The following is a 16,957-nucleotide window of genomic DNA, read 5'->3' as shown; positions in this document are numbered from 1 at the left end:
CTGGCGCGGACGCTTTACTCTTCTACCTGTCCTCACCTTACAAGATCGAGATATAAAGGTTTACCAGCAGTTTTAGGCGCTGTGGTTAAGCTAAGCGCCTTTTCTATATGTGTAACTTCGCGTCCGACGGTTATTAAGCCACCTGAACGGGGACGGCTTTAGCCTTGCGTTGCAGCTGATTTTCACCCTCAAAATACGCCACTTTTGGGTGGTGCAGACGGGCATCAGCATCGGACATCTGGACATAGGAACAGATAATCAATTTGTCGCCAACACAGGCACAACGTGCTGCTGCGCCGTTCACTGAGATAATTCGTGAACCTCGTTCGGCAGCGATAGCATAAGTTGAAAAACGCTGACCATTATCAACGTTATAAATATCAATGGCTTCATATTCCAGAATACCTGCGGCTTCCAGAAAATCCTGATCAATAGCGCAGGAACCTTCATAGTGCAAATCAGCTTGAGTGACTTTCACCCGGTGCAGTTTGCCTTGCAACATAGTGCGTATCATAACTCTTACCTTTGACCCCGGTTATTGCCCAGAATAAGTCTGGCACCCGCCCCATCATCGATCGATTTAGGGAGAAGCATCCAGTTTTGCTGATTTTATATCAGTTGTCTATGACTGACTTTGTATCCCCTGCGCCAACTTGCAATGCAGGTTTCTTTTGAGAGAGTCAATACACGCTGTATTGTTAAAATTAGCCTTGTAAATCAACCTGTTGATTATCAATTAGGCGAGCTTTACCTAGCCAGGCAGCCATCAATATCACGGCTTGCTTACTGTCAACCGTCAACGGCTGCAAGGTTTGGGCATCACGGATAAACAGCTCATCCGGTGTAAAACCGGCATTGCGTAATTGTTCTGCAGTGTCAGCCAGTAACTCATCAATCTGCCGTTCACCCATGGCGAGCTTCTCAGCTAACGCCTGCATTATCTTATAAAGCTGCGGCGCAATTTTGCGCTCTTCAGCGGTCAGATAACCATTACGGGAACTCAGTGCCAAGCCATCTTTCGCGCGTACAATGGGCACGCCGATAATATTGATGTCATAGCCCATATCCGCCACCATTTTGCGGATCAGCGCGAGTTGCTGATAATCTTTCTCACCAAAGCAGGCCACATCCGGTTGAACCAGATTGAACAGCTTGCTGACGATAGTCGATACACCACGGAAATGGCCAGGGCGGCTGGCACCCTCCAAAATAGTTGATAGGGCAGGGACGTCAACATAGGTCTGGCTGTCCAGGCCCGCGGGGTAAACATCCGCTGCTGCCGGGGCAAACACTAAATCTACACCGTGGCGGGTCAGCTTCTCGCAATCTTCCTGCAAGGTGCGCGGGTAGCGGGCTAAATCATCCGGGCGCTCGAATTGCAGTGGATTGACAAAAATACTGACAACCACAACATCGGCACGAGTTTTGGCATCTTCCACCAATGTCATATGCCCTTCGTGCAGGTTACCCATCGTAGGTACCAGTGCGATTCGCTTACCCTCTTGACGCCAACGGCGGATTTGCTGGCGTAACAGTGGTAAAGTTTCAATAATCAGCATCCCAATTCCCCTGAATATTTATCAACCAAAACTTACTGGAAAGTATGTTCTTCAGCGGGATAGTCGCCGCTCTCAACTTCTTGAATATACAGCTTAATGGCGGCACGAATATCTCCCCCACTTTGCGCCAGGAAATTTTTGCTGAATTTCGGCGTATGTCCACCAGTAATGCCCAATGCATCATGCATGACCAGAATTTGTCCGTCGGTAACATTCCCCGCGCCAATACCAATCACCGGGATTGCCAGTGCTTCAGTCACACGCTGCGCCAGTTCCACGGGAACACATTCCAGTACCAGCAATTGTGCGCCCGCATTTTCAAGCGCCTGAGCATCTTTCAACAGTTGGTTCGCCGCGACTTCTTCACGGCCTTGCACTTTGTAACCGCCGAAAATATTGACTGATTGTGGGGTTAACCCCAAGTGCCCACACACTGGAACAGCCCGTTCTGCCAGCATGCGAACGGTATCGCACAACCAGCTACCGCCCTCCAGTTTGACCATGTTGGCCCCGGCCCGCATCAGTTCGGCGGCATTGGCAAATGTTTGCTCTGGTGTGGCATAGCTCATAAATGGCATGTCTGCTAATAATAGGCAATGAGGCGCACCACGGCGCACAGCACGGGTGTGATAAGCCACATCCGCAGTTGTGACCGGCAATGTCGAGTCGAAGCCCTGTAACGTCATACCGAGCGAATCACCCACCAGCAGAACCTCAATTCCCTGTTCGACGAATAATTGCGCAAAGCTGGCATCATAGGCAGTCAGTGTGGCGAACTTACGCTTCTCGAGTTTCCATTGGCGCAAATGGCTCATGGTGGTGGCTTTCATCACTCTTTCTCCTGAGACGGTAGGTTAAAATGGGGGAATATCAGAGAGGTATATTATGTGTTGGATTTAGCAAACAAGCACCCTTACCAAGGTACCAGGCCATTTTTATCTACAAGTTTAAGGCGGTCTGACAGCGATTCGCCATCGGGGAAAATAAGATCAGGGGCAATATCGGCCAGCGGGTAGAGCATGAACTCGCGCTCTTTCAAACCATAATGCGGCACAATGAGGCGATCAGTTTTTATCACTTGATCGCCATACAACATAATATCGAGATCCAGTGTCCGTGGCCCCCAGCGCTGTTCTTTCCTTACCCGCCCCTGATTGCGTTCGATGGCTTGGGTGCTGTCTAACAGTTGTTCCGGGGGCAGGGAGGTATCTAACGCTACGACCGCATTAAGAAAATCCGGCTGATCCTGAGGGCCTAACGGTTTAGTGCGATAAAAAGGCGAGCATGCCACCAACTGGGTGCGCGGCAGATGCTCCAGCGCTTCCAGTGCGGTTTTAACCTGTTGCAGTGGCATAGACTGATTACTGCCTAACGCGATATAGACCCGGATCATGGTGCGTATTATGCCCCTTCGTTACGTGGTGCTGGCTTACGTGGGCGGCGAGGACGAGAGCGACGCGGTGCCGGATCGGCCCCTAAAGTATTCAGCATATTTTTTTGCTGTAGCGGTGTGGCTTCCTGGAATTCTCCCCACCACTGTGTAAGACGCTGTAATTCATGGTTATTTTCGACTTCAGCACGCAGTGCCAGCAAGTCGTAAGCTGCACGGAACTTTGGATGCTCCATCAGCTTATGCGCACGTTTACCCTGACGGCGTGACAGCCGCAGTTGCAGCAACCAGATATCTCGCACCAATGAAGTTATACGTTTTGGAATTGCCAGTGAACGGCACTCTTCATCCAATACATCATTCATTGCCAGTGCGAAAGCATCGTAATAGGCCAGACCACTTTCTTGCGTCAGCTTCTGCGCATGTTCAATCAGCGGATACCAAAGCATAGCGGCAAATAAGAATGCTGGATTGACGCGCTTATCATTATGCAAACGATAGTCAGTATTTTTCAGAACCTGAACCAAAATACGTTCCATCGGCGAGTCATGATGCTCGGTAAAATGGCGGGCAATCAGTGGGAATAACGGCTGGAAAAGCTGATATTCACACAGTTTTAAATAAGTTTTATAGCCGTAGCCGGATTGCAGTAGTTTGAGTGACTCTTCAAACAGACGCGCGGGTGGGATCTCGTGCAGCAGCGAGGCCAGGCGCGGGATCGGCTCCGCAGTTTCCGAGCTGATCGTCATATCCAGTTTAGCGGCAAAACGAACTGCCCGCAGCATCCGCACCGGATCTTCACGATAGCGGGTTTCAGGATCGCCAATCAGGCGAATAATACCTTCTTTCAGATCACGCAAACCGCCGGTGTAGTCGCGTAGCGCAAAATCAGAAATGCCGTAATAGAGGCTATTAATCGTGAAGTCTCGGCGCTGGGCGTCATCTTCAATGGTGCCGAAAATATTGTCGCGCAACAGCATGCCATTTTGTGCTTGCTGAGAAGAGTTTTTGTCGCTGTCTTCCGCTTGCTGCTGTTCGTGGTGACCACGGAAAGTGGCGACTTCAATAATTTCCGGGCCAAACATGACATGGGCCAGACGGAAACGGCGACCGACCAGGCGGCAGTTGCGGAATAACTTTCGCACTTGTTCTGGCGTGGCGCTGGTGGTGATATCAAAATCTTTTGGTTTTTTGCCCAACAATAGGTCACGGACACCGCCGCCAACCAGATAGGCTTCGTAACCTGATTTATTCAGGCGATAGAGAACCTTCAGCGCATTATCGCTGATATCTCTACGGGAAATATTGTGCTGATCTCGTGGAATAATCGTCATCGCACTTTGCTGTGAAGAAAGCTGTTGTGAAGTCGGCACCGCATGATTCTTGCGGCCAGTATTCGTTCTGGCAGGCCTTTTCTCTTTGCGGGCCACGTTATCTTCACCGGGCACTTTATCTTTACGGGCACTGCTATCACGAGCCGTGTCATCACGGACAGCTTTGCTATCGCCAGCTGATTTATTATCGCGAATCAGTACCTTACGGCAGAAATTGGCTACTCGGGTAAAAATGGTACACCTCGATAGTGGCTAATAAATTACAGAACAACAGAAAAACAGCGTCTAATCATAGCTCACCGTGCTGTCTTTGAGAATGCCGTTGTGTTTTCACTGGCTATCTCCGCCCCGTGATGCGGAATGGTTGCCAATGTCCAATTGTCGACGGCAAAGCGTAATAATAACGGTAAATCAAGATCTTGCCAGCATTCTGGTATCGGTTGACGCAAAAACTTTAGAGCTTCGACTAAAATCGGACGCGGACAGCCATTGGGCAGCGACGGCGCATGATTTTGTTTAGAGAGCTTATTACCATTATGATTCAGCGCCAGCGGTAAGTGCAAATAGCGGGGCACCGGTTGCTGTAACTGCTGGTAGAGCGCTATCTGACGCACTGTGGGTTCGATTAAATCGGCTCCGCGTACAATCTCGGTCACCCCTTGAAAGGCATCATCGACCACCACCGCCAGATTATAGGCAAATAAGCCATCTCGACGACGAATAATAAAATCTTCTTCAGCCAGTGCGGGCACGGCGTGCAACTCACCGAGTAATTTATCACAAAAGGTATAAACCGGATGAGTTTGGCGTAAGCGAATGGCTGAGTTCTGGGCTGGTAAATGGCGGTCACGGCAATAACCGTCATATAAACCACCGATTTGCTGGATGCGGCTACGGGTGCAGGCGCAGTAATAGCTCAGCCCTTGTTGCTCCAGCCAGTCTAAGGTGGCGCGATAGGCTTCATGGCGCTGAGATTGATAAATAACCGGGCCATCCCAATGGAGGCCATAGTGGTCCAGTGTCGCTAAAATACGGTCTGCAGCGCCAGGGATTTCACGGGGGGGATCAATATCTTCGATGCGAACTAGCCAGCTCCCACCTTCAGCGCGGGCTTGCAAGTAACTTCCCAATGCAGCAATCAGCGAACCGAAATGCAAATCACCAGACGGGGAAGGTGCAAAACGCCCAACATATGGGGTTTGCATAAGCGCAGTTTGCTCGGTAATGATATCTTTGGACATAAATCCAGTGTGGTAAATGCGGTGCCGGAGATGGCTCTGGCACCGTGTCATACCCTTTGTACTTGGAGCTGTAGGGTTGTTAGCTACACTATCTCACCCGAATCACTTACTTGAGTAAGCTCAGCGGGATTACGAGCCTCATCAGAGGCTCACCCTACGGGCCAACGCAAGCGCTGTTCAAAATGGTTTACAACCAATTTGTCTCTCACTTGCTGCTACCTATAACCCCAACGTCTTTGGATATACAGATTATTACTGTGTTAGCCTGCCATCTGCTTTTCGCGGATTTCGGCGAGGGTTTTACAGTCAATACACAAATCTGCAGTTGGTCGTGCTTCCAGACGGCGAATGCCAATTTCTACGCCACAAGACTCGCAGAAACCGAAATCCTCATCCTCGACTTTCTTCAGGGTTTTCTCGATCTTTTTAATCAGCTTACGCTCGCGGTCGCGGTTACGAAGTTCAAGGCTAAACTCTTCTTCCTGCGCAGCACGGTCTACCGGATCGGGGAAATTAGCAGCTTCGTCTTGCATGTGCGATACAGTACGGTCTACTTCGTCCCTGAGCTGGTTGCGCCATGCTTCAAGAATCCGCTTGAAATGCAACAGCTGGGCGGCATTCATATACTCTTCGCCAGGCTTCACTTGGTATGGTTCTACCCCAGCTATGGCGAGAATGCTCAAGGACGAGGTTTTACGTTTTTGCCCTTCTTGCATGATGCTTCTCCTACATTCATACGCACTATCAAAATCCCCAATAGGGGAAAAAATCAGGCCGCTATAAATAACAGAAGGAAGGAAGGTTAGCAATTATTCCTGTCGCCTGCTTGACAATGGTGTGAGGGCAGGCGTATTTGGCGAGCAACTTCATCCAATCATCGCTTTTTTATTCAGCGCTATGGATGGGGCATTTCGTCCAGTAATAACGGTAGGCGTGCATCAAGCGCAATACCGTCAGGCGATAGTTGAAAACCGTAGCAGATAATCTCCACTCCTGCTTGCTGAGCCTGGGCCAGCAATTCTGCATAGCGTTTGTCAATGTGTCGGGCAGCGGCGACCTGCCTGATGCCCGTATGCAATACGGCAAAAAAAAGTACAGCCCGGTGACCATTGGCAACCATGTTTTTTAACTCCCTGAGATGCTTCTGACCCCGCAGGGTGACGGCATCCGGGAAGTACCCACATTGTTGCTGTAATAAAGTAACCGACTTGACTTCAATATAGCAGTTAGGCCTATTTTCTGCCTGCAATAACAAGTCTATACGGCTATTTTCACCCCCATACTTAACCTCTCTTTTGACAGAAATGTAACCGGATAATTCAAAAATATAATTATTCTCTATTGCCGCACTGACTAACTCATTGGCACGCAAGGTATTTACGCATATCCAATCATCGGTTTGGGTCTGAGTTAACTCCCAACTATGGGGATACTTGCGTTTTGGGTTATCCGAGGTCGAATACCAGACCCTATCCCCTGGCGTGGCACAACCGGTCATTGCTCCGGTATTAGCGCAATGAATAGTTAATGTTTCTCCCTCGGGCGTCACAATATCAGCTAAAAAGCGTTTATACCGCAGGATAAGTGTGGCGGGCTGTAATTTGGGGTTAAAAGATAATAACCGAGGGGCCAAAGCCGGCAACTGGGAATTAGATGGCATCAGGTTTCCTTTCAGTGCTAGCCAATGGCCAGCTTTGTACAATGTTATAACGGGTGCGGCCGCGTGTGAATACCGATTCATATAACGAAAAAAAGTCTGCCCGAAAGCTTTCGTTGGGAGCTTTCGCCGGTATGGCGACTGGGCGAATAGCCCCACGGAATAACGTCACATGGGGATGAAATGGCAGCGGTGTTTGGTAACAACCACTGCGCGCCGCTTGGGACCGCAATAACTGGGCCAATTGCAACAGCCCGCGCGGGGGATTTTTACATCCGAGCCATATCACTCCGGAATTAGGCCAGTGGCCAATATCATCCAGCGTTATGTTAAAACCTGACTGACTAATGCGCCCGGCTTGTTCCTGCAAGACTTGAGCTTTAGCGTGACTAACCTCGCCGAGAAACGCCAGTGTCAGGTGAAGATTCACGGCAGCAATAGGGCGGCCAGCCTCGGGCGGGAAGTTATCTGCTCGCCATGGCACAATAGTCTGTTGCAGGGCATCAGGCAGGGCCAGCGCAAAGAACAGACGGCGAAAGCTGGTTTTATTAACGATAGTTTTATCGGCGGTTTTAATCATTAGATTGGCATAATCACTCGGCTAAATACGCTATACGGCCATGATGTTACAATGGCTGACGATGAAAGTAGAGAGTGTGGGGAAGAATGTGGTGGTAAGTCAGAGAGAAAGTGATGCGCAGGGGGCTGCTTTGCCGGTAGGTGAAGTGCTCAGTGAGATATTGTCTGCGTTGCAAACCTCACCGCAAGTCTTGCTCCACGCCCCAACCGGTGCCGGTAAATCGACCTGGTTACCGCTGCAAATTTTGCGTCTGGCGGGCTTGCCTGGCCGGATTATCATGCTGGAACCTCGGCGGCTGGCGGCGAAAAATGTCGCTTACCGGTTGGCCCAACAATTGGGTGAACAGCCGGGGCAGACGGTGGGCTATCGGATGCGCGCCGAAAGCAAAAGTGGGCCGGAGACACGGCTGGAAGTGGTGACTGAGGGCATTCTGACCCGCATGTTACAGCAGGACGCCGAGCTGACGGGAGTGTCTTTGGTCATTCTCGATGAATTCCATGAGCGCAGTTTACAGGCCGATTTGGCGCTGGCGCTATTGTTGGATGTGCAGCAAGGGCTGCGGGATGACCTCAAACTGCTGATCATGTCAGCGACGCTAGATAACCAGCGGCTTTCCGCACTGTTGCCATCAGCGCCAGCCATTGTTTCTGCTGGGCGCAGCTTTCCAGTCGAGCGCAGCTATCAACCTTTGTCGAGCCATGAGCGGCTGGAGGATGGGGTTGCCAATCGCGTTAAGCGCTTATTGAATGAGCAAACGGGCTCTTTACTGCTATTTTTACCCGGCGTAGGAGAGATTCATCGAGTGATGGAGCGGCTGCAAGGCGAGGTTGCCAATGATACTGACCTCTGCCCGCTGTATGGCGCTTTACCGCTCAGTGAACAGCAGAAAGCTATTCAACCGGCGTCTGTTGGGCGACGAAAAGTGGTGCTGGCGACCAATATTGCTGAAACCAGTCTGACCATTGAGGGGATCCGGCTGGTGGTCGACAGCGGGTTGGAACGAGTCGCACGCTTTGATGTCAAAAACGGCTTGACCCGGCTGGTGACTCAGCGCATCAGTCAAGCTTCCATGGTGCAACGTGCCGGGCGTGCCGGTCGACTGGAGCCGGGGATCTGCTGGCATCTGTTTGCCAAAGAGCAGGCCGAGCGGGCCGCGGAATACAGTGAACCAGAAATTCTTAACAGTGATTTATGCAGCTTGTGGCTGGAATTACTGAACTGGGGATGCCAGGATGCGGCGCAACTCAGTTGGCTTGATAGGCCGCCGCAAGCTGCACTGGCGGTGGCGCATGATTTATTGCAAAGTTTAGGGGCTATCGATGCAGCGGGGCACCTCACCCGCATGGGGCGCAGCATGGCCAGTTTGGGTTGCGAACCGCGTCTGGCCGCTATGCTGTGTTTTGCCGCCGAGCAAAGCCCGGATGCGTTAGCCACGGCGGCATTATTAGCGGCGATTCTGGAAGAGCCGCCGCGATCCGGTCAAATTGATTTACACGATTGGCTCAGCCGCCCACAACCGCACTGGCAGCGGCGTGCGAGGCAATTAACACAAAGAATTAATGCCCGTGTGGGCGCGGTTGACAGTGATATCGCCGGTCAATTGCTGGCCTTGGCTTATTCTGATCGCATCGCGCAGCAACGTGGGCAGGATGGGCGCTATCTGTTGGCTAACGGTATGGGGGCCGCTATGGCGCAAGACGAGGCGTTGTCACGAGCGCCTTGGTTGGTGGTCGCCAGCTTATTACAAAGCAGTAGCGGGCCGGACGCGCGTATTTTACTGGCATTACCGATTGAGATTGAAGCGCTAGCGAAACAACTCCCCCGTTTGGTCGAAGAGCGGACAGAGGTCGAGTGGGATGATGACAAGGGCACTTTGCGCGCCTGGCGGCGCTGGAAGATTGGGCGGCTGACTTTACGGGCGCAGCCTTTAGCGAAACCGAGTGCTGAAGCATTGCAATTCGCGCTGCTAAACTGGGTGCGCGAACAAGGGCTGCAAGTGCTCAATTGGGATGAAAATGCCGAACAATTGCGCACCCGCTTACATTGTGCCAGCCGTTGGCTGCCCGAAGAACAATGGCCTGTGGTAGATGACGACAATTTACTGGGTAAACTTGAGCTGTGGTTGCAGCCGTCTCTGTCCGGGGTACGGGATTTACGTGGTCTGCGGCAAGTGAATATTGTGGAAGCACTGACTCGCCTGTTGAGCTGGCAGTTACGTCAACGGCTGGATACTGAGCTGCCAACTCATTACACTGTGCCGACCGGTAGCCGCCTACCCATCCGTTATTATGTCGAGAGGCCACCGGTATTAGCGGTGCGTTTGCAGGAAGTTTTTGGCGAACAGCACAGCCCGATGCTAGCAAGTGGGCGGGTGGCAGTGGTGCTTGAGTTACTTTCACCGGCACACCGGCCGCTACAGATTACCGGTGATTTGGCCGCTTTCTGGCAGGGAGCATATCGCGAGGTACAAAAAGAGATGAAAGGGCGCTATCCCAAACATGTCTGGCCGGACGACCCCGCGAATACCCGCCCGACTCGCCGGACTAAAAAGTACCAAGATAAATAAGATCACATGGTCAACAGCCAATAATTTCAGATGTTTCTCCTTTCTATCCGATGAATTGGGGAACACATTAAGCCGCAATAATCGCCAATGCGCGTGGAGAAAAAGACATGTCTGGGGATGACCGCGAGCCAATAGGGCGCAAGGGCAAGAAAGCCCAACCCAAAGTCGCATCAAAACGGCCATTGCGCCGGCGGCGTGATGAAGATGAATACGAAGAAGAAGACTATTTAGATGATGAAGACCACGGCGATGATGATTACGATGATGACGAGGAAGAACCGATGCCAAGAAAGGTAGCATCACGTCCCCCGCGCAAAAAACGCCGTTGGCTTGGGTTATTCATCAAACTGTTCCTGGTGGGCGCAGTGGTGTTGGCAATTTATGGGGTCTATCTCGATTCGCAAATCCGCAGCCGGATTGATGGCAAGGTTTGGCAACTGCCCGCCGCCGTCTATGGCCGCATGGTGAGCCTTGAGCCGGGAATGTCCTACAGCAAGAAAGAAATGATCGATTTGCTGGAAGGAATGCAATACCGCCAGGTCACTCGGATGACTCGCCCTGGCGAGTTTACCGTGCAGGGCGACAGCATTGATATTTTGCGCCGCCCGTTTGATTTCCCTGATGCGAAAGAAGGTCAAATCCGCGCGCGTTTGGTGTTTAAAAATGACAGTTTGGCGCAAATCCAAAACCTGGATAATCAGCGCGATTTCGGTTTCCTGCGTCTTGATCCCAAGCTGATCACCATGCTGCAATCTCCTAACGGTGAGCAGCGCTTGTTTGTACCGCGTGCTGGCTTCCCTGATTTGCTGGTCGATACCTTGCTGGCAACAGAAGACCGCCATTTCTATGAGCATGACGGCATCAGCCCGTATTCTATTGGCCGCGCGATGCTGGCTAACCTCACTGCCGGTAAGGCGGTGCAGGGCGGCAGTACCTTGACGCAGCAGTTGGTTAAAAACCTGTTCCTGACTAACGAGCGTTCACTGTGGCGTAAAGCCAACGAGGCTTATATGGCCCTGCTGGTGGACTACCGTTACAGCAAAGACCGGATTTTAGAACTGTATTTGAACGAAGTGTATCTCGGCCAAAGTGGCAGTGATCAGATTCGCGGCTTTCCTTTGGCGAGCCTGTATTACTTTGGTCGTCCGGTGAATGAGCTGAGCCTCGATCAGCAAGCTATGCTGGTGGGAATGGTCAAAGGGGCGTCGCTGTATAACCCATGGCGTAACCCGACTCTGGCACTTGAGCGCCGTAATCTGGTGCTGCGTTTGTTGCAGAATCAGGGAGTGATTGATGCCGAGCTGTACACCATGCTCAGCGCCCGGCCATTGGGTGTGCAGCCGAAAGGCGGGGTAATCACCCCACAGCCGGCATTTATGCAGATGGTGCGCCAAGAGTTACAGCAGAAGCTGGGCGACAAAATTAACGATTTGTCCGGCGTGAAAATCTTCACCACCCTCGACCCGGTGTCACAAGATGCGGCAGAAAAAGCCATCGAAGATGGGATCCCGGCGCTAAAAGCGGCGCGCCATCTGGATGATTTGGAAGCGGCGATGGTGATTGTCGACCGTTTCAGTGGCGAAGTTCGTGCTATGGTTGGGGGCGCGCAGCCGCAATTTGCTGGCTTTAACCGCGCGATGCAGGCCCGCCGTTTGGTGGGGTCACTCGCCAAGCCACCGACCTATCTGACAGCCCTGAGTGAGCCGGATAAATACCGCCTTAATACCTGGCTGGCGGACCAACCGCTGTCGATTAAATTACCCAATGGCTCATCATGGCAGCCGAAAAACTATGATCGTCAGTTCCGTGGTCAGGTGATGCTAATTGATGCTTTGGCTAACTCGCTGAACGTGCCGACGGTGAATCTGGGTATGTCTGTCGGGCTGGATCAGATAAGCGCTATGCTGCAACGTTTGGGTATTCCGAAAAACGTGATTAACCCGGTTCCAGCGATGTTGCTAGGGGCGATTGACTTGACTCCGGTGGAAGTCGCGCAGGAATATCAGACTATCGCCAGTGGTGGGAATCGCGCGCCATTGTCCGCCGTGCGCTCGGTGATTGCTGAAGATGGCACGGTGCTGTATCAGAGCTTCCCGCAGGCGGAGCGCATGGTACCAGCACAGGCAGCTTATCTGACTCTTTACGCCATGCAGCAAGGGGTCGCCCGCGGGACATCCCGTTCATTATCAGTGAAATTCTCAAAATACAATCTGGCCGCTAAAACCGGTACCACCAACGATCTGCGCGATAGCTGGTTTGCCGGTATTGATGGTAAAGAAGTGGCGATTGCTTGGGTGGGGCGCGACAATAATGGCCCGGCCAAGTTGACCGGTGCTAACGGCGCGCTGACTTTGTATCGCCGCTATCTTGAAAATCAAACCCCATTGCCGCTGGTATTGCAGCCACCGGAAGGGATTAGCCAGATGAATATTGATTCGGCTGGGAATTTTGTCTGTGGTGATGGCGGCGGTATGCGCTCCATTCCTGTTTGGACAGAAAATCCACAAGGATTGTGCCAAGCCGCTCAACCTGCGGAACAAGCTAAGCCTGATGGCGATGGCGTTGCGGGTTGGATCAAAGACATGTTCGGCCAGTAATGTTCAAAGGTCGTCGCTAAAATAATTGGCACGGTGACAATCACCGTGCCAATTGTTCATTTCTCTTCACTTCCGCTATTTGCACTCATCTTCTGTACTTCATCCAGCTAAATCGACAGGCTTTGCGCTTGCAGTTCGCCGTGAGTTACGCATAAACTAGCTGCTTTGATAATTATTATCGTTTCGATTCACTTTCTCGTTATTTGTCGATAACGTTCGGGTCACAGTAACGGTTAAAACCGCTAACATTCAATCGCAGGGCACTATCTTGGACCAACAGGCAAGCCAATCCAGCGTGTTTTCACTCCGTGAGTTGAGTTTTTCGGTTCCTGGCCGAATTTTATTGCAACCCTTGTCACTGACCTTTCCACAGGGGAAAGTCTGTGGGCTTATCGGCCATAATGGTTCCGGTAAATCGACACTGTTAAAAATGCTGGGCCGCCACCAACCGCCTGCCAGTGGCGAGGCGTTGCTCAATGGTGTGCCATTACCCCAGTGGGACAACAAAGCGTTTGCCCGTGAAGTGGCTTATTTGCCACAGCAATTACCGGCAGCGGAAGGGATGACTGTGCGTGAGCTGGTGGCGATGGGTCGTTACCCATGGCATGGTGCGCTAGGGCGTTTTCGTCAAGAAGACCGCGAGCAGGTGGAAGAGGCTATTGCGCTGGTGGATTTAAAACCACTGGCGAACCGGTTGGTCGACAGTTTATCCGGCGGCGAGCGCCAACGTGCCTGGTTGGCGATGATGGTGGCACAAAATAGCCGCTGCCTGTTACTCGACGAACCGACCTCAGCGCTGGATATTGCTCATCAGGTTGAAGTCTTGGGGCTGATTCAGCGTCTTAGCCGTGAGCGCGGTTTGACCGTCATTGCAGTATTGCACGATATTAATATGGCAGCCCGCTATTGTGATCATTTAGTGGCATTACGCGGGGGCGAGATGATAGCGCAAGGCCCGGCGGACAGCCTGATGCAGGGCGCGGTATTGGAGCAAATTTACGGTATTCCTATGGGAATATTGCCGCATCCAGCCGGTGGTGCGCCGGTAAGTTTCGTGTATTGATGAAAATGCATTTCCCCATAGCTGCGGTGCGGCCGAACCTGACTCGGCGTAGATTGCTCACCGCGTTAGCCTTATCGCCATTATTATATTCATTGCCCGGATGGGCGGTGAATCCCCCTAAAATTGCTGTTCGCGGGGGCGTTGCTGTGGATAGGATCGTTGCTCTGGAATGGTTGCCCGCTGAATTATTGCTGGCGCTGGGGGTCACGCCGTACGGTGTGGCTGATACTCATAATTACCGGTTATGGGTCGAAGAACCGGCATTACCTGCCAGTGTTATTGATGTCGGCCAGCGCACAGAACCTAATTTGGAATTGCTGCAACAAATGGCGCCGTCATTGATTCTGATGTCCGAGGGTTTTGGCCCCTCACCAGAGAAACTCGCGCCTATCGCCCCATCGATGAGTTTTGCTTTTAGCCAACAGGGGAGTTCACCGCTCGCCGTCGGTAAAAGTTCATTGCGTGCATTAGGCCAGCGGCTGGGGTTAGAAGCCGCTGCTGAACAGCATATCGCCGATTTTAACCATTTTATGCAAGTTGCTCGCCAGCGGATATTTAATGCCCAAAATACATCATTATTGATGTTTTCTCTGTTGGATGCTCGCCACGCGTTGGTCATCGGCCAAGGTAGTCTGTTCCAGGATGTATTAAACGAATTGGATATTAAAAATGCCTGGCAGGGTGAAACTAATTTTTGGGGCAGTGCGGTGGTGGGTATCGAACGTTTAGCAACGGTAAAACCGGGGCGGGCTATGTGCTTCGTCCAGGGTAATAGTGAAATACTACAACAGGTTACCCGTACACCACTATGGCAATCCATGTCATTCGTGCGTCAAAATCAATTACAGATACTGCCCGCAGTATGGTTCTATGGCGCAACATTGTCCGCCATGCGATTCGTGCGCCTATTAGAATCGGCGTGGGATAAATCCTGATGATGGCAAATACCCCGCGTAAAAGTTGGCTTCTGCCTATCAGTTTACTTGGTTTATTGCTGATTTTGGCAGTGGTGCTGACACTGCACAATTTTAGCCAGACATTACCGGCCCCGCTCTGGGGGGTTGCGTTATGGCAACCCGACGGCGATGACGTGCGCCAAATGTTATTCCATTACAGCCAACTTCCCCGCTTGGCAGTGGCACTGCTAACCGGTGCCGGATTGGGGTTGGTGGGGGTTTTGTTCCAGCAAGTCTTGCGAAATCCATTAGCTGAACCCGCCACCTTGGGTGTCGCCGCAGGGGCGCAGCTTGGTCTAACCATTGCGACGTTGTGGATGCTGCCCGGCGGTGAACTGACCCGCCAACTGGCAGCAATGGCCGGTGGTATTACTATTGGCGTGCTGGTATTTGGCGTGGCTTGGGGCAAGCGAATGTCGCCGGTGACACTGATACTGGCGGGGTTGGTTCTCGGCCTTTACTGTAGTGCAGTCAGCAATCTGCTGGCGTTATTTAATTATGACCAACTGCAAGGGTTGTTCCTGTGGAGTAGCGGCGCGCTGAATCAACAAGATTGGAGCAGGGTACAGTTTTTGCTACCTCGTTTGCTGATAACCGGCGTATTAGCGGCTTTATTGATTCGCCCATTAACCTTGCTCGGCCTGGATGATGGTGTCGCCCGTAATTTAGGGTTAGGGCTATCATTGGCTCGGCTTAGTGCGCTGGGGATAGCAATCTTGTTTAGTGCAATGTTGGTTAATGCGGTCGGTGTCATTGGTTTTATTGGTCTTTTTTCTCCGCTGTTGGCAAAGGTTTTGGGCGCTCGTCGGTTATCGCAGCGCCTAATATTGGCACCGGTATTAGGCGCATTGTTGTTGTGGGTAACGGACCAAGGGCTCATCTGGTTGGCACAAGTCTGGCAAGAAATTCCGACCGGTGCCGCCACCGCGCTGATTGGCGCACCGCTACTATTATGGTTGTTGCCCCGCTTACACAGCGCAACGGCACCGAGTATAGATTTTGGCGATCATGTTCCCGCTGAGCGGCAACATTTGGGTCTCTGGGTCAGTGCTGGCTTACTGATACTGCTTGCCGGTTTGATGGTAGCGCTGATGTTTGGTCGTGATAGCCATGGCTGGAATTGGATTCGCGGTGATGATATCCAGGCATTATTACATTGGCGCTGGCCGCGAGTATTCGCTGCATTGGCGGCGGGTATGATGTTGGCGGTTGCGGGCACATTAATTCAAAAGCTGACGGGCAATCCGATGGCCAGCCCCGAGGTATTGGGGATCAGCTCCGGTGCATCTTTCGGTGTCGTGATTATGATGTTTATTGTGCCAGGCAATGCACTGGCCTGGTTGTTACCCGCGGGGAGTTTGGGCGCGACCGCGACATTATTGCTGATTCTGGTGGTTGCAGGGCGAGGAGGGTTCTCTCCCGGTAGAATGTTATTAGCAGGAATTGCATTGAGCACTGCCTTTACCACGGTCATTACTATGTTACTAGCAAGCGGCGATCCCCGTATGCGCGGTTTGCTGACATGGATTTCTGGCTCCACCTATGCCGTTGATGCTCCACAAGCATTGAGCACCGGTGCCATCGCCCTGATTTTGATGGCATTAGCACCACTGTGCCGCCGTTGGTTAATGATTTTACCATTGGGAAGTGTGACAGCCAGAGCATTAGGTGTGGCGCTAGCGCCTAGTCGGCTAGCCATCTTGTTACTGGCAGCCACCATGACAGCGGCTGCTACATTGACGGTCGGGCCATTAAGTTTTGTTGGTCTGATGGCACCTCATATGGCTCGTATGCTGGGCTTCCGCCGAGCTATTCCGCAGTTATTTATCGCGGCTATTTTAGGTGGTTTATTGATGGTATTTGCTGATTGGTGCGGCCGGATGTTGCTATTCCCAAATCAGATCCCCGCTGGGTTGTTAGCGACGTTTATTGGTGCGCCATATTTTGTTTATTTATTGCGTAAGCAAGGGCGGTAGTTAGATTTTAACCATCTCCCAGCATAGGGAGATGGTTA

Annotated in this window: 14 protein-coding genes; 5 read left to right on the top strand and 9 right to left on the bottom strand. The window is 51.9% G+C overall.

The genetic code is table 11. From position 1 onward, the window contains the following. Nucleotides 1-133: 133 nt before the first annotated feature. From panD to thpR, 9 genes are all read right to left on the bottom strand, one after another. The gene (gene panD, locus OVO64_RS12860) at nucleotides 134-514 is read right to left on the bottom strand and encodes an aspartate 1-decarboxylase (protein ID WP_005156780.1); all 381 of its coding nucleotides are present in this window, start codon (nucleotides 512-514) and stop codon (nucleotides 134-136) included. Nucleotides 515-704: 190 nt separating this feature from the next. Further along, the gene (gene panC, locus OVO64_RS12855) at nucleotides 705-1,559 is read right to left on the bottom strand and encodes a pantoate--beta-alanine ligase (RefSeq protein WP_004389059.1); all 855 of its coding nucleotides are present in this window, start codon (nucleotides 1,557-1,559) and stop codon (nucleotides 705-707) included. Nucleotides 1,560-1,591: 32 nt separating this feature from the next. After that, nucleotides 1,592-2,389 (bottom strand): 3-methyl-2-oxobutanoate hydroxymethyltransferase, encoded by a 798-nt coding sequence (gene panB, locus OVO64_RS12850; RefSeq protein ID WP_038636210.1) that lies wholly within the window; start codon nucleotides 2,387-2,389, stop codon nucleotides 1,592-1,594. 83 nt (nucleotides 2,390-2,472) lie between these two features. Continuing rightward, the gene (folK, locus tag OVO64_RS12845; protein WP_038636208.1) at nucleotides 2,473-2,952 is read right to left on the bottom strand and encodes a 2-amino-4-hydroxy-6-hydroxymethyldihydropteridine diphosphokinase; all 480 of its coding nucleotides are present in this window, start codon (nucleotides 2,950-2,952) and stop codon (nucleotides 2,473-2,475) included. Between the two features lie 8 nt (nucleotides 2,953-2,960). Next, on the bottom strand, nucleotides 2,961-4,517 hold the full coding sequence (gene pcnB, locus OVO64_RS12840; protein WP_071841740.1) for a polynucleotide adenylyltransferase PcnB: 1,557 nt from the start codon (nucleotides 4,515-4,517) through the stop codon (nucleotides 2,961-2,963). Nucleotides 4,518-4,579: 62 nt separating this feature from the next. After that, a complete protein-coding gene (gene gluQRS, locus OVO64_RS12835; RefSeq protein ID WP_038636203.1) occupies nucleotides 4,580-5,524 on the bottom strand; it encodes a tRNA glutamyl-Q(34) synthetase GluQRS in 945 nt (314 codons plus the stop codon). Between the two features lie 260 nt (nucleotides 5,525-5,784). Beyond that, a complete protein-coding gene (gene dksA, locus OVO64_RS12830; RefSeq protein WP_038636200.1) occupies nucleotides 5,785-6,240 on the bottom strand; it encodes an RNA polymerase-binding protein DksA in 456 nt (151 codons plus the stop codon). 179 nt (nucleotides 6,241-6,419) lie between these two features. After that, nucleotides 6,420-7,184, bottom strand: a complete 765-nt coding sequence (gene sfsA / locus OVO64_RS12825; protein WP_072103584.1) for a DNA/RNA nuclease SfsA — start codon at nucleotides 7,182-7,184, stop codon at nucleotides 6,420-6,422. Then, on the bottom strand, nucleotides 7,174-7,761 hold the full coding sequence (gene thpR / locus OVO64_RS12820; protein WP_042562600.1) for an RNA 2',3'-cyclic phosphodiesterase: 588 nt from the start codon (nucleotides 7,759-7,761) through the stop codon (nucleotides 7,174-7,176). The genes sfsA and thpR overlap by 11 nt, the downstream gene beginning before the upstream one ends. Before the next feature lie 43 nt (nucleotides 7,762-7,804). Between thpR and hrpB the strand changes: the two genes are divergently transcribed. From hrpB to fhuB, 5 genes are all read left to right on the top strand, one after another. Then, a complete protein-coding gene (gene hrpB, locus OVO64_RS12815; protein WP_267248830.1) occupies nucleotides 7,805-10,327 on the top strand; it encodes an ATP-dependent helicase HrpB in 2,523 nt (840 codons plus the stop codon). A gap of 107 nt (nucleotides 10,328-10,434) precedes the next feature. Next, nucleotides 10,435-12,924 carry a bifunctional glycosyl transferase/transpeptidase gene (gene mrcB / locus OVO64_RS12810; RefSeq protein ID WP_145509588.1) on the top strand — a complete coding sequence of 830 codons (2,490 nt, stop codon included), beginning with the start codon at nucleotides 10,435-10,437 and terminating at the stop codon, nucleotides 12,922-12,924. 268 nt (nucleotides 12,925-13,192) lie between these two features. Next, complete coding sequence (gene fhuC, locus OVO64_RS12805; protein WP_145509587.1) at nucleotides 13,193-13,987, top strand: Fe3+-hydroxamate ABC transporter ATP-binding protein FhuC; 795 nt, start codon at nucleotides 13,193-13,195, stop codon at nucleotides 13,985-13,987. Beyond that, nucleotides 13,987-14,922 carry a Fe(3+)-hydroxamate ABC transporter substrate-binding protein FhuD gene (gene fhuD / locus OVO64_RS12800; protein WP_267248814.1) on the top strand — a complete coding sequence of 312 codons (936 nt, stop codon included), beginning with the start codon at nucleotides 13,987-13,989 and terminating at the stop codon, nucleotides 14,920-14,922. The genes fhuC and fhuD overlap by 1 nt, the downstream gene beginning before the upstream one ends. Next, entirely contained in the window at nucleotides 14,922-16,919 is a 1,998-nt protein-coding gene (gene fhuB, locus OVO64_RS12795; protein WP_267248813.1) for a Fe(3+)-hydroxamate ABC transporter permease FhuB, read from the top strand. The genes fhuD and fhuB overlap by 1 nt, the downstream gene beginning before the upstream one ends. Nucleotides 16,920-16,957 lie beyond the last annotated feature (38 nt).

The organism is Yersinia sp. Marseille-Q5920, from assembly GCF_946902935.1.
GTDB classification, from domain to species: Bacteria; Pseudomonadota; Gammaproteobacteria; order Enterobacterales; family Enterobacteriaceae; genus Yersinia; species Yersinia rochesterensis.
The sequence above is the reverse complement of the archived record's forward strand: the minus strand, read 5'-3'. Positions and strand labels throughout refer to the sequence as shown.